This window comes from Streptomyces javensis (assembly GCF_039525925.1).
GTDB classification, from domain to species: Bacteria; Actinomycetota; Actinomycetes; order Streptomycetales; family Streptomycetaceae; genus Streptomyces; species Streptomyces asiaticus.
This window is the reverse complement of sequence record NZ_BAAAIF010000011.1, coordinates 59,218-73,242: the sequence shown is the minus strand read 5'-3', so window position 1 is coordinate 73,242 and position 14,025 is coordinate 59,218. Positions and strand designations below refer to the sequence as shown.

Genomic DNA, 14,025 nt, shown 5'->3' with positions numbered 1-14,025 from the left:
TTGTTCAGTCCTTCGCCGGTGCCGTCAGCCCGTGGCGGTGGAGAAAGGCGTCGACGAGCCGGTCGGTGAACTCCTGGCCGACGGGTTCGCCGGTCACCAGCACCCGGTAGTAGAGGGGGCCCATGAGCTGGTCGGTCTCGGCCGCCAGATCCAGGCCGGGCGGCAACTCACCGCGCTCCACGGCCCGTTCCAGCGGAAGCCGGTCGCGCCCGCGCTGGTCGTCGAGGTACCGGGAGCGGAAGTCCGCGGCGAACGCCGGATCGTGCTGCGCCTGGGCGATCAGCGCCTTGAAGACGGCACCGGCGTCGGACGCGTCGAGGAACCAGGCCAGCTCGCGCAGATACGTGCGCAGGTCCCGGGCGAGGTCGCCGCCGTCGCGCACGGTCAGGTCCTCGGCCACGTCCTGGAGGAAGGCGTCCATGAGGACGTCGGTCTTGGTGCTCCACCAGCGGTAGATGGTCTGCTTGGCGACACCGGCCCGGGTGGCGATGCCCTCCATGGTGACGCCCGCGAAGCCCTTCTCGACCAGCAGGTCGTCCGCCGCGTTCAGCACCGCCAGCCGGGCCTGCTCGCTGCGTCCGTGCCGGTTGCCGTGGTGGCGTGCCACCGGTCGGCCGGTGCCGGGTGTCCCGGTGGTCCGTGTCGCGCGTGCCATCTCGCCTCCCCGGTCAGGATAGCGACCCGCCGGGGCCGCTCCGCCCGGGAGGCCCACCCCGGCGTCGGGTGCGGCAGGGAGATCGGCCGCCGCCCAGCCATGGCTGGGCCCGCCTGCCGGTGGGAGATCACCGGCCCGCGGGCCCGGGCGCCGAGAGGGGGTGGCTAAGCATCGGAGGAAGTCCGCTACGGTTCGGGCAGCGCCCCGGAGCGGGCGCGGGGCCGTGTCGATGTGCGGCTCCGCCGCGCGGGCGCGACCAGCCACGACGGCGCCGCGGTCGGCCGACGACGTATCGCGACACCTCCAGCGGAGCGCTTAGTCCCGTTCCCCCTCGGCCTGTGAGGGAGTCGTCCTCTGTACGTCGGGGTGGCCGGTGTCCATCTCGTCGTCGCGCTCGCCCTCGGCCTGCGAGGGGGTCGTCCACGGTACGTCCGGGTGGCCGGTTTCCCGTTTGCGTTCGGTGCGGGAGGGGGCTGCCTCGGTCATCTGATGCCTCCGCTCCTCGTGCCCTCCTGGTGCGGACGGAGCCCATTTTACGCCCGAATGACCACGTCGTCGCGGTTGGCGGTCATGAGGGCCGGAGCGAGGCCGGGAGCTGCCGGTGCACCAGCGATGCGTACCGGCCCCCGGTGAGCATCAGGTCGTCGTGGCCACCCCGCTCCGTGAAACGGCCGTCGTCCAGGACGACGATCTCGTCCGCATCCATGATCGTGCTGATGCGGTGCGCGACGACGATCCTGGTACAGCCCAGCGCGGACAGCTCACCGGCCACCTCCGCCTCGGTCACGGCGTCCAGATGACTCGTGGCCTCGTCCAGCACCAGCAGCGCGGGGTCGGCCAGCAGCGCGCGGGCGATCGCCAGACGCTGCCGCTGGCCCCCCGAGAGCGCGCTCCCGCCCTCCGCCACATGCGTCTCCAGCCCCATGGGCATCCGCCGCACATCGGGGAGCAGCCCGGCCCGGCCGAGCGCCTCGAAGAGGGCCTCGTCGGGCAGGTCGTCCCGGCCGAGCCGCAGATTCGATCCGATGGTGCCGCCGAAGACATGGGGTTCCTGAGTGACGATGCCGAAGCGGCGGCGCAGACTGTCCGCGTCGTACTCCTCGATGGCGCGCCCATCGAGCAGCACCGTGCCCTCGGTCGGCCGCAACAGCCCGGCGAGCAGGCGGATCATCGTCGTCTTCCCGGAGCCGCTGGCCCCGACGACGGCGAGTTTCGCGCCCGCGGGGACGCGCAGGGTCAGGTCGCGCAGGATCCACGGCCCCTGCCCGTAGCGGAAGCCCACTCCGCGCAGCTCGATCTCGCCCCGCACCGTGGCGGGGGCGATGACACCCGGCCTTCGGACCTCCGGACGCTCGTCCAGCACATCGTGCACCCGCTCCAGATGGGCACCGATGGTCTGGAGGTAGCGCATGCTGGTGGCCAGCCCGGCGATCGGGGTGAGCAGCCCGGCCGCGATCGCGTTCAGCGCGATCATCGAGCCGATGGTCAGCGCACCCGAGCGCACCTGCGCGATGCCCAGCAGCAACAACACCAGCGGGGAGGCCACCTGGAGCAACAGGGTGAGGGAGTCGGTGAGGGCGTCCAGGCGGCGCCGGTGGAGCGCCGCCCGCAGATAGTCGCCCAGCGACCCGCGCCAGCGGTCGAGCACGGTGCCGACCAGCCCCGCGCTCTTCAGGAACTCCGCGCCCCGCAACGCGTCCACCGCCACCGACTGGGTGGCGGCCTCGGCGCTCAACTCCCGTTTCGCCAGGGCGTTGGCCGGCCGCAGGGTGGCCAGCACGATGGCGATCTGCGCCGCGCCCAGCCCCGCCGCCAGAAGCGCGTACCAGGGGCTGAAGGCGCACAGCAGCACCAGATAGCCGACCACGAAGACGCTGTCGATGACCAAGGTGACCATGCGCGAGGTCAGCAGGTCCCTGATCACCGTGTTGCTGTTGAGGCGGGCCAGCAGATCCCCGCTGCTCCGGGCCTGGAAATAGCCGAACGGCAGCCGGAACAGATGAGTCATAAACCGGTCGCCGAGCGCGCCGTCCAGCCGGTGCTGGAGTACCAGCAGGGCTCCGGCGCGCCCCAGTCCGATCAGCGCGTACACCGATACGAAACCGGCGATGCTCAGGGAGAGGCCCGAGAGTGTCCCGGCCCGTTCACCGATGAGCGTGTCGATGCCGTACTTGGTGAGGAACGCCGACCCCAGGGCGAGTAGCTGCACCACCCCGGAGAGCAGCACCGCGAGGGCGGCCCACCGCGGTGCCATCCGCATCATGTCGCGCACCAGCCGCAGCGGCCAGGAATCCCGGGGCCCGCGCCGCTCGATGAACGAGGGGCCGGGGGCGAACTCCAGCAGGGTGCCCGAGCTCCGGGCGCGGAACTCCTCATGGGAGACGGTGGCGCGTCCCTCGCCCGGGTCGAGCACCCGCACCCCGTTGCGCCCGACAGCTTCCACCACCACGAAGTGGTGGTCGTCCCAGTGGGCGATGGCGGGCTTGCGCACCGCGCCGAGCGCGTCCGGCGGTACCTTCAGCCCCCGGGCCTCGAGCCCGTGGGCGCGCGCGACCTCCAGGATCCGGCGGGCGCTCGCGCCATCGCGGCTCACCCCGAACTCCGCGCGCAACTCCCGCAGGGGAACCCTGCGGCGGTGCGCCCCGAGCACCATGGCCAGACACGCGGGACCGCACTCGACCTCGCTCATCTGGGCCACGAACGGCACCCGCGCCCCCTCCTGCCCGCCGCCCATATGCGTCTCCTCCCGCGCCGCGTTCCCTGGCGCAGCAGCGTGCGGCACACCGGTTCGGTCCCGGTTCACCGCCGGTTCATTTCGCCGCTGACCGGCGCGGACGGCACCGCTGGGCGCGGCGGCACAAGGTTTTCGCAAGGTTCCCGGCCAACTCGCTCACCCAGTTTTGGCCGTGTCACACCGGGCCGACCGGAGTGATGTCCATGAACGAACCGATGAGTGCACGTCGAACGGAGGAACCATGAACCGGACCACCAAGGCATGGAAGGACCCGGTCTTCCGCGCCGGACTGAGCTCCGAGGAGCTCAGCGCGCTGCCCGCCCACCCGGCGGGTGCCATCGAGCTGACCGACCAGCGGCTGGACAACGTCGTGGGCGGGGGGCTCACCGACACCTGGGTGACATGCGGTCACAAGACCTGCCGCACCTGCTTCACCTGTGACTGGCTCTGTGGCTGACCCGGCGCGTCCTCGGACGCGGTGACCCATGAGCCATTCCGGCGCGGGCCCCGCGGGGCCCGCGCCGGACCGGATCGCGACCGGGCCGTCTCAACGGTGACAGGGCCATGGCCGGTGACCGGGCCGTCGAAGGAGACAGGGCCATCAAAGAGGGGGAGAAGTGAGGAATCGGCAGCAGGACATCCTGAACTCGACGACGTGGTGGCGAGGCGTGCCCCTGCACGACCGGTGGCAGGGCGCTCCGGCGCTCACCGCCGAGCGGCGTGCGCACGGGCTGCGCCGCCTGGAGCTGTGGCGCGGCGGCATCCTCTGCTCCGCCGGAAGGCCCGCCACCGGCGTGGACCCGCTGGAGCGCTGGACGGCCACGGGCGTCACCGAGGAGGAGCTGATCACCCTGCTGGGCGAGCCCGCGGAGTCGCTCGCCGGACGGCTGCCCGCACCGGAGTGGCTGACGGTGATCGCCGAGGCATGGCGTCATCACACCTCCGACGGCGACGACGACATCCGGGGCCATGTCCACGCGGCCACCCACGATCCCGGCCATGACCACGGCCACCGCCCCGGGCTCGGCCCGGCCGAACTGGCCCTCCCGCTGCTGCGCTGGGCGCGGGGGGAGCTTCGGCGCCGGGTGCCCGGGCTGCCCTCGGACCATCCCCTCCTCCTCCCGCCCCTGGAAACGATCTCCGGCATGGTCTCCCGTGTCCTGGTGCTGGAGCTCAACGTGGCCAGGGTGACCGAGCAACTGGCCGGTGACACCCCCGAGGAGCGGTTCGCCTCGTTCATGGACACGGTCCGCACCCCGAAGCGGGCGCTGGAGATCCTGTCCGAATACCCCGTGCTGGCCCGAGAACTGGTGGCTTCGCTGCGCCACTGGATCGAGGTGAGGCAGGAGTTCGCCGAGCGCTTCCTGGCCGATCTGCCCCTGCTGCGCACGGTGTTCGGCGGCTCCTGGCGTGGTCTCGGCGATGTGACGGACATCGGCTTCGGCGCCGGTGACACCCACAACGGCGGCCGCTCGGTCGCGCTGTTCACCCTCTCCGACCGTACGAAGCTGGTCTACAAACCGCGGTCGGTCGACGTCGAGCGCCACTTCAACGACCTGCTCGCCCGGCTCAACGACCGGGGGCTGCGCCATCCGCTGCGCACCCTGGAGGTGCTGTCCCGGCCCGGGTACGGATGGGTGGAGCACGTGGCCTCCGGGACGTGCGCCGACGAGGCCGAGGCCGACCGGTTCTTCTGGCGCCAGGGCGCCCATCTGGCCCTGTTCCACGCCATCTGCGGCGCGGATCTGCACCTCCAGAACCTGATCGCGGCGGGGGAGCACCCCGTCTTCGTCGACCTGGAGGCCACCTTCCTCGGCCGCGCCCGAGCGGTGGCCGACCCCGTGCTGCGGATCGCCGGCGCGGTGCCCGATGTCCTCAACGACTCCGTCCTGGGCATCGGGCTGCTGCCGGAGCGGATCATCGAGGTGGACGACTCGGGCTGGCGGGACGCCGAGATCAGCGGGCTCGCGGGCGGCGGCGGCCAGCTCTCACCGAGCGTGCTGCCGACGTACGCCGGCCAGGGCACCGACGAGATGAGGCTGGTGCGCGAGCGAATGCCCATCGCCGGCGCGGCCAACCGGGCCTCCGTGGGCGGAACATCCGTCGATCCACTGCGGTACCGCCGATCCCTGATGGAGGGCTTCGAGTCCGCCTACGGGCTCATCGAACGGGAGCGGGACGAACTGCTCGCCGAGGACGGGCCGATCGCCGCCTTCGCCGGGGACGCCGTGCGCCATGTGCCCCGGCCGACCTCGGTCTACAGCCGCATCCTCGCCGAGTCGATGCACCCGGACGTCCTGCGCGACTCGCTGGACTGGGAGTACGTGCTCGAAGCCGGCCTCGCGGACGGGCATCGCGGCGTCGAGGGCAGGATCGGGCTGCTGACCAGCGAGCAGCGCCAGCTGGCCCGGCTCGATGTGCCGACCTACCACACCACGCCGTCCGCCACCGACCTGTGTGACGCGGACGGTGTTGTCGTCCGTGACTTCCTGGCCACCTCCGGGATGGAGGCGGTGCGCGCCAAGATCCGCCGCATGGGCCCGGTCGATCTGCGCCGCCAGAAGTGGTGCATCGACGCGTCGCTGACGGGCCTCACCTTCGGCACGCGGACGCGGACCGCCCCCCGACCGCGGGAGCTGCCCGACCGCCCCCTCGACACCCCGCTCGCCCTGCGGGCCGCGGCCTCCCTCGCGGACGAGCTGCTCGACACCGCGGTGCACGGCACCGACGACCAGCCACCGCACTGGCTGTCGCTCAATGTCGTGGGGGAGCGCTACTGGCGCGCGGGACCCGCCGGGATCAGCCTCTACGACGGGGTGAGCGGTATCGCGCTGTTCCTCGCGCACCTCGGCTCGATGACGGGGGACCAGCGGTACCGGGAGGTGGCCGAACGCATCGCGCAATCGCTTGCGGACTCGCTGACCAGCCCCGACCGTGGCCGTCACCTTCGATTCAACTTGACCATCGGGGGATTCGGCGAACTGGGCGGCGCCGTCTACACGCTCACCCATCTGGCCGCCCTGTGGGACACGCCCGAACTGCTCGACGCGGCCACCGCGCTGGTTCCCGAGCTGGCCGGGCGGTTCGCGGGCGACCGAGAACTCGATCTGGTCCAGGGAACGGCCGGGGCGGCGCTGGCCCTGGCCGCGCTCCACCGGACGCGTCCGCACGAACGCACCGCGGACGCGCTGCGGCTCGCCGCCGCCACACTCGCCAAGGCGGCGACCGAGGTGACCGGCGGAGCGGCCTGGCGGACGGCGGTCGACCCCGACCGGCCGCTGCTGGGAATGTCCCACGGGGCGAGCGGCTTCGCCCTCGCCCTGGCCCGCGCGGCAGAGCTGACCGGCGAGGACCACCACTACCGGCTGTGCGAGGCGGCGCTCCGGTTCGAACGCCACGGTCTGGACCCCGGCCGGGGCAACTGGCCGGATCTGCGCAGCATCGTGCCGCGGGGATCCTTCATGGACGCCTGGTGCCACGGCGCCGCCGGTATCGGGCTGGTCCGGGCGGCGCTGCTCGGCGTCGAGGGGCTCGCCGACGTCCATGGGCTGCTCACGGAGGACCTGCGCATCGCGGCCGACACCGTCCGCGGCGACCTGCTGGGGGACGGCGTCCACACCGGACTGGGCAACGACTCGCTGTGCCACGGGGACCTGGGGCTGGTCGCGACGCTGCTCGCGGCCGGCCCCGCGCTGGGGGAGACCGACGACCTCGGGCCCCGCGTGGCACGCCTGGTGGCCGACCGGGTGCTGGCCGGGGACGTCCGTCCCGGCGTCCCGATGGGAGTGACCACCCCCGGACTGATGACCGGATCCGCCGGAATCGGATACGGACTGCTGCGGGTGGCCGCACCGGACCGGGTGCCCGACGTCCTCACCCTCGCCGCCCCCGGAGCCGACGGCGGACCCGACGGGCGCCGTCACGGTGGACACCGATGACCCCGGCACCGGTGCGCTACCGCATCCTCGGGCCGCTGGAGGTCCGGGGACCGGACGGCGCCTTCCACATGGTCGGCCAGGCGAAGTGCCGTGCGCTGCTGGCCGCACTGCTCGTCAACGCGGGCCGTACGGTACCGGCCGGGGAACTGCTGGAGCAGCTCTGGCCGGGCGGGGCGCCGAAGTCCGCCCCCAAGCTGGTCCAGCAGTACGTCCACCGGCTCAGGCGCGTACTTCCCGCGCCCCCGCCGGAGCGATGCCCCGCGGTGCGGGGCGGAAGCCGGCTGCTCACCAGCCCGCCGGGTTACCGGCTGGCGGTGGACTCCGGTGAGCTGGACGCCGACCGCTTCACGGCGCTCGCGCGGGCGGCGCGCGGCGCCCTGGCCGAAGGGCGGACCGGGCAGGCGGCGGAGGGGCTGCGCCGGGCCCTGGACATGTGGCGCGGGCCCCTGCTCGCCGATGTGCCGGACCTCCCCGCGATCACGGCCGAACTCGTACGGCTTGAGGAGGCGCGGCTCTTGGCCACCGAGGCATGGGTGTGGGCCGAAGTGCACCAGGGACACGCCCTTGACGTCGTACCCGAACTGGAGATCCTGGTCGCGGCCCACCCGCTGCGCGAGACCTTCCGCCATCAGCTCATGATCGCGCTGTGTCTGACCGGGCGCCGTGCCGAGGCGCTCGGCGCGGCCCGGCAGTTGCGGCACGTACTGGCCGAGGAGCTGGGGATCAGGCCGGGAGCGGACGTCCTCGCCATGGAGCAGGCGATCATCCGGGACTCCCTCGCGGATCTGCCGGCGCTGGTGTCGAAGGCGATCGGCGCGCCCCCGGCCGCCCGGGTCGTATGAAGGGCGCACCCGGGCGGTAGCGGGTGCCCCCCGGTGCCCGGTTCGCGTTCCCCGTCGTGATGTCCCTTCCATACCGGGAAGTCCTCCCCGTACCTTGGGGAGTTGTTGACTCGGTATTGCGCCGACTGTCATCCAGTAGTGGTCGGCGCGGGGGCTACGACACAACGGGGGAAATCGCATGGGGGCGCGATTCGGCGTGCTCGGTGCCATAACGGTGTGGCGGGACGGGACGCCGGTGGACGTGGGGCACGCACGGCAGCGGCTGGTGCTCGCCGCGCTGGCCGTCGACGCGGGGCGGGTGGTGCCCACGGGGCCGCTGGTGGACCGGGTGTGGGGAGTGGGGGTGCCGCGGCGCGGCCGGGAGGCGCTGTACGCGTATGTGTCCCGGTTACGGCAGGCCCTGGCGGGCACGGGGGCGGAGCTGGTGCGCGAGCAGGGCGGCTACCGGCTGGCGGCGGAGACCGACGCGGTGGATGTGCTCCGGTTCCGCGAGACGGCCCGCCGGGCTCGTGCGGCAGGCGGCGGGGAGGAGGCCGCGGCGCTGTGGGAGACCGCCCTGGGGCTGTGGCGGGGTGAGGCGTTCGCCGGGGCGGACACACCCTGGTTCAACGCTCAGCGTTCGGTGCTCGAGGCCGAGCGGTTCACCGGACAACTGGACCTGATGGACGTGCGGTTGCGGCTGGGACAGCACGGCCGGGCGCTGCCCGAGCTGGCCGCCCGCGCCGAGGCGCATCCGCTGGACGAGCGGGTGGCCGGACAGCTGATGCTGGCCCTCTACCGGTGCGGGCGCCAGACCGAGGCGCTGGAGCAGCATGAGCGCATCCGGCGCCGGCTGGCCGAGGAGACGGGACTCGATCCCAGCCCGCCGCTGGTGCTGCTGCGCCAACGGATCCTCACCGCGGATCCGGCGCTCGACCTCGCCCCGGTCACGACGCCCGTGACGCCCCGGCCGCGACCGCGGCCGGTGCCTCAGCAACTCCCCGCACCGCCGGTCACGTTCGTCGGCCGCGAGCGGGAACTCGCCGCGCTCGACGACCTGTGCGGGACCGCCGACGGTGAGCGCACCCTCGACATCGCGGCGATCAGTGGTGTCGGCGGGGTGGGCAAGACCTGGCTGGCGCTGCGCTGGGCCCATCGCAACCTGCCGCGCTTCCCGGACGGGCAGCTGTACGTGAACCTGCGCGGGTTCGCTCCCGCCGCCGGTCCCGTGCCCGCGGCGGCGGCCGTACGCGGCTTCCTCGGCGCCCTGGGCGTGGATCCGCAGGAGATGCCCGCCGATCCGGAGGCACAGGCCGGGCTGTACCGGTCACTGATCGCCGACCGCCGGATGCTGATCATGCTGGACAACGCGCGCGACGCCGACCAGGTGCGGCCGCTGCTGCCCGGCGCGGGCGGCTGTGTGGTGCTGGTGACCAGCCGTGACCGCCTAACCGGACTGGTCGCCGCCAACGGGGCCCGTCCGTGCGCGGTGGACCCGCTCACCGACGGCGAGGCGCGGCTGCTTCTGGAGCGGCACCTGAGGCGGGTCCGGCGGACGGACGATCCGACGGCGTTCGACGCGATCGCCGCGGCGTGCGCGGGGCTGCCGCTGGCGCTGGCGGTGGTGGCCGCGAGGGTCGCGGTGACCCCGCGGTTTCCGCTCCGGACCCTCGCCGCCGAGCTGCACGACACCCAGCTCGGCCTGGACGTCTTCAGCGGGGGCGACACCGCGACCGATGTACGGGCGGTGTTCTCCTGGTCGTATCACGCGCTCGGCACGGACGCCGCACGGCTGTTCCGGCTGCTCGGCCTCCACCCCGGACCGGACATCTCCCTCCCGGCCATGGCGGGCCTGGCCGGTCTCCCGGTATCCCGGGTGCGCCCCCTGCTGGCCGAGCTGGCCCGGGTGCACCTGGTCGGGGAGGTCACGCCCGGCCGGTACGCGCTGCACGACCTGCTCCGCGCCTACGCGGGCGAACTGGCCCGCACCGTGGAGTCCGAGGCCGATCGCCGGGATGCGCGGCGCCGTGTCGTCGAGCACTATCTGCACACCGCCGATCGCGCGGCCGGGCTGCTGGACCCGCACCGGGACCGCGTCCCCCTGCCACCCGCCGTGCCGGGTGCCTGCCCGCAGGAGCTGGCGGACCAGGCCGCGGCGCTCGGCTGGTTCACCGCGGAGCACGCCGTACTGCTGGGCGTGGTCGACCTGGCCACCGGTGCCGATCTCGACGCGGGCGCCTGGCGGCTGGCCAGGAACCTGGAGACCTACTTCGACTACCGCGGGCACTGGCACGACTGGGCCGCCGTCCAGCGCATCGCCCTGGGCGCGGCCCGGCGGCTCGGCGATCCGGCGTGGCAGGCCGGCGCCCACCGCGGCCTGGGCAACTGCCTCACCCAGATGGGCCGCCTCGACGAGGGACACCACCACTTCCGGCAGGCCCTCGACCTCTACGAGCGGCTGGACGACCCCGTCCGTCAGGCACATGTCCACCGTGGCCTGGGCTGGGTCTGCGGCCGCCTGGGCGCCCATCGGGACGCGCTCGGCCACAACGAACGGGCCCTGACGCTCTATCGGCAGGCGGGGCACCGGGCCGGTGAGGCCCTGGCGCTGAACAACGTCGGGTGGGTGCACGCCGTGCTGGGCGACTACCGGCAGACGCTGGACTACTGCGCCCGGGCGGTGTCCGTGAACCAGGAGATCGAGGACCGGCATGCCGAGGCCGGGGCGTGGGACAGCCTCGGCTACGCCCATCACCACCTGGCCGAGTACCCCGCCGCCGTGTCGTGCTACGCCCGGGCCCTGCACCTGGTGCGTGGCTTCGGCGACCGCTATAACGAGACCGAGATCCTGAACCATCTCGGCGACACCCAGCTGGCCGCGGGTGACCTGGACGCCGCCCGGGCCACCCGGGGCCAGGCACTGGAGATCGCCCTCGAGATCGGCCATCCGGACACCGACGAGCTCCGCACCAAGCGGGACGACCTCGGCCCAGCGGGCTCGGCGGACCTCAGGGCCCCGCATCCGGCCCTGCGCTGATGTCGGCACGTGAGTATGTCTAGACCAGTGTCATGTTCACTGCCATGATGACTCTGCACTTCCGGCACCCCCCACCCCCGCTCCACGAGCACCCCATTCCCCCCGCTGACGCGGCCCCGCGCGGCCGCGCGAGAGGTGACGTATGTCCAGACGCGTCTCCACCCGATTCCGGACCCTGCCCTGCTGGGCGTCGGCCTTACTCCTGGCCCTGGGCATGACCGCACTGGCCCCCGAGGCGTCCGCCCGGCCGGCGGTGCCGAGCACGATCCCGCTGAAGTTCACCAACAACTCCGGGCGCGGCGACCAGATCTACGTCTATACGCTCGGCACCCTGCTCTCGACCGGACAGCAGGGCTGGGCCGACGCCTCCGGGACCTTCCACCCCTGGCCCGCCGGTGGCAACCCGCCCACCCCGGCGCCCGACGCGTCGATCGCCGGACCGGCCAACGGCCAGTCCCTGACGATCCGCATCCCGAAGCTCTCCGGCCGGGTCTACTTCTCCTACGGCCAGAAGATCGACTTCAGGCTCACCACCGGCGGTCTGGTGCAGCCCGCCGTGCAGAACCCCTCCGACCCCAACCGGAACATCCTGTTCAACTGGAGCGAGTTCACCCTCGACGACTCCGGTCTCTACATCAACAGCACCCAGGTCGACATGTTCTCCGCGCCGTACGCGGTGGGGGTGCAAGGCGCCGACGGCAGTACGAAGACCGCCGGACACCTCAAGTCCGGCGGCTACAACGGCGTCCTCAACGGACTGCGCGCACAGGGCGGCGGCTGGGCCAAGCTCATCCAGACCCGCCCGGACGGCACCGTGCTGCGGGCCCTGTCGCCAGGGCACGGCATCGAGGCGGGCGCCCTGCCCGCGAACGCGATGGACGACTACATCAACCGGGTGTGGCAGAAGTACGCCGGCACCACCCTCACGGTCACGCCCTTCGCCGACCGGCCGAGCGTCAAGTACTTCGGGCGGGTCTCCGGCGACGTCATGAACTTCACCAATGGTTCAGGAGCCGTGGTCACCAGCTTCCAGAAGCCGGACTCCGACTCCGTCTTCGGCTGCTACAAGCGCCTCGACGCACCCAACGACCAGGTGCGCGGCCCGATTTCGCGGACCCTGTGCGCGGGCTACAACCGCACGACCCTGCTCACCAACCCCAACCAGCCGGACACCAGTGACACCGGCTTCTACAAGGACGGCGTGACCAACCACTACGCCCGCGTCATCCACGGCCAGATGGCCGACGGAAAGGCGTACGCCTTCGCCTTCGACGACGTCGGCCAGCACGAGTCGCTGGTCCACGACGGCAATCCGCAGCAGGCGTCCATCACCCTGGACCCCTTCAACTAGGCCGGGAGGAGGCACGGCATGAGAGGCAAGAGACCGCTGCGCACCCGCCTGGCCGCCCTCGCCACCGGAGCACTCGCCCTGCTGGCCCCGCAACTCCTCCCGGCCACGGCCGAGGCGGCGCCGTCCGCCACCGTGTGCAACAAGTACTGCGACGCCCGCGATCCGGCGCTCGCCCCGCAGGGCCGCACCCCCGTCACGGCCACCGTCTTCTCCCGCTCCATCGCCCTGCACTTCGACGACACCGACGCGATGGGCTGGGCCTCCATCGACAACGGCAGCCCCGGTGACGAGGTGTGGCTGGACCGCTCGTTCGACGGCGGCCGGACCTGGTCCTCGGGCAGCCGCCTCGGAAACACCGCCGTCCCCGCCGGACAGCGCGGCTGGCGCACCCTGATGTACAACGTGGACGACTGGGGCGCCCAGGGCGTCGGCGCGCTGCGGGCCTGTGGCAAGGCCGGTGACCGCGCCGACATCGCCTGTACGCCCTGGGCCCGTACGACCTGGAACGCATGGGACCGCCGCACGGCCGCCGCCACCGCCCAGATGGCGTTCTACTCGAACCGGACCGGGCTGTTCTCCACCACCGGCTGGTGGAACTCGGCCAACGCCCTCACGGCCGTCATCGACAACATCCGCGTCACGGGCATGCGCAGCTATGAGTACGCGATCGCCCGCACCTACGACCTCAACCTCGGTGCGCAGGGCGGGCAGTTCCGCAACGACTACATCGACGACACCGGGTGGTGGGGCCTGGCCTGGGTGGCCGCCTACGACCTCACCGGGGACTCCCGCTATCTGTCCACCGCCCGCGCCGACGCCGACTACATGGCCTCCTACTGGGACTCCACCTGTGGCGGCGGGGTGTGGTGGAGCACGGCGAAGACGTACAAGAACGCCATCGCCAACTCCCTCTACCTCCAGCTCAATGCCGCCCTGCACAACCGGATCCCCGGCGACACCGCCTATCTCCAGCGGGCGAAGGCGGAGTGGACCTGGTTCCAGGGCACCGGCATGGTGAACGGCTCGAACCTGGTCAACGACGGCATCGACCTGGGCACCTGCAAGAACAACGGCAGCGCGGTCTGGTCCTACAACCAGGGTGTGCTGCTCGGCGGCCTGACCGAGCTGCACCGGGCGACCAGCGACGGTTCCGTGCTTGACACGGCCCGTCGCATCGGCACGGCCGCCACCACGTCGTCCCAGCTCAACACGGGTGACGGGATCCTCAGGGACCCCTGCGAGACCGGCGACTGCGGTGCCGACGGACCGTCGTTCAAGGGCGCCCATGTGCGGGGGCTGGCCAAGCTGAACGCGGCCCTGCCCGACCGCCCCTACACGGCCTACCTCAAACGGCAGGCGGACCGCGCCTACGCCGCCGACCGCAACGCCCTCGACCAGTACGGACTGCGCTGGTCAGGACCGCTGGACAAGACCGACGCGGCACGACAGCACAGCGCACTGGACCTGATGAACGCGGCCTCCTAGGCCA

Annotated in this window: 9 protein-coding genes; 6 read left to right on the top strand and 3 right to left on the bottom strand. The window is 72.5% G+C overall.

The window, feature by feature from the left end; all coding sequences use genetic code 11:
- Positions 1 to 4: 4 nt before the first annotated feature.
- The 3 genes from ABD329_RS13025 to ABD329_RS13015 all read right to left on the bottom strand — a co-directional run bounded on the left by ABD329_RS13025 (position 5) and on the right by ABD329_RS13015 (position 3,389).
- Positions 5 to 655, bottom strand: coding sequence for a TetR/AcrR family transcriptional regulator (locus ABD329_RS13025; RefSeq protein ID WP_198279890.1), 651 nt, complete (start codon positions 653 to 655; stop codon positions 5 to 7).
- A gap of 315 nt (positions 656 to 970) precedes the next feature.
- Positions 971 to 1,141: a hypothetical protein gene (locus tag ABD329_RS13020; RefSeq protein ID WP_020874047.1), complete on the bottom strand. Its 171-nt coding sequence runs from the start codon at positions 1,139 to 1,141 to the stop codon at positions 971 to 973.
- An 82-nt stretch (positions 1,142 to 1,223) separates the two neighbouring features.
- Entirely contained in the window at positions 1,224 to 3,389 is a 2,166-nt protein-coding gene (locus ABD329_RS13015) for a peptidase domain-containing ABC transporter (RefSeq protein ID WP_281404690.1), read from the bottom strand.
- 241 nt (positions 3,390 to 3,630) lie between these two features.
- Between ABD329_RS13015 and ABD329_RS13010 the strand changes: the two genes are divergently transcribed.
- From ABD329_RS13010 to ABD329_RS12985, 6 genes are all read left to right on the top strand, one after another.
- On the top strand, positions 3,631 to 3,846 hold the full coding sequence (locus tag ABD329_RS13010) for a mersacidin/lichenicidin family type 2 lantibiotic (RefSeq protein ID WP_044579866.1): 216 nt from the start codon (positions 3,631 to 3,633) through the stop codon (positions 3,844 to 3,846).
- 160 nt (positions 3,847 to 4,006) lie between these two features.
- Positions 4,007 to 7,327, top strand: a complete 3,321-nt coding sequence (locus ABD329_RS13005) for a type 2 lanthipeptide synthetase LanM family protein (RefSeq protein ID WP_344316370.1) — start codon at positions 4,007 to 4,009, stop codon at positions 7,325 to 7,327.
- Complete coding sequence (locus tag ABD329_RS13000) at positions 7,324 to 8,169, top strand: AfsR/SARP family transcriptional regulator (protein ID WP_198281232.1); 846 nt, start codon at positions 7,324 to 7,326, stop codon at positions 8,167 to 8,169. The genes ABD329_RS13005 and ABD329_RS13000 overlap by 4 nt, the downstream gene beginning before the upstream one ends.
- Before the next feature lie 178 nt (positions 8,170 to 8,347).
- On the top strand, positions 8,348 to 11,185 hold the full coding sequence (locus ABD329_RS12995; RefSeq protein WP_214665617.1) for an AfsR/SARP family transcriptional regulator: 2,838 nt from the start codon (positions 8,348 to 8,350) through the stop codon (positions 11,183 to 11,185).
- Between the two features lie 142 nt (positions 11,186 to 11,327).
- Positions 11,328 to 12,536, top strand: coding sequence for a glycoside hydrolase family 64 protein (locus ABD329_RS12990; protein WP_344316369.1), 1,209 nt, complete (start codon positions 11,328 to 11,330; stop codon positions 12,534 to 12,536).
- 18 nt (positions 12,537 to 12,554) lie between these two features.
- Complete coding sequence (locus ABD329_RS12985; protein ID WP_198275438.1) at positions 12,555 to 14,021, top strand: glycoside hydrolase family 76 protein; 1,467 nt, start codon at positions 12,555 to 12,557, stop codon at positions 14,019 to 14,021.
- Positions 14,022 to 14,025: the final 4 nt, after the last annotated feature.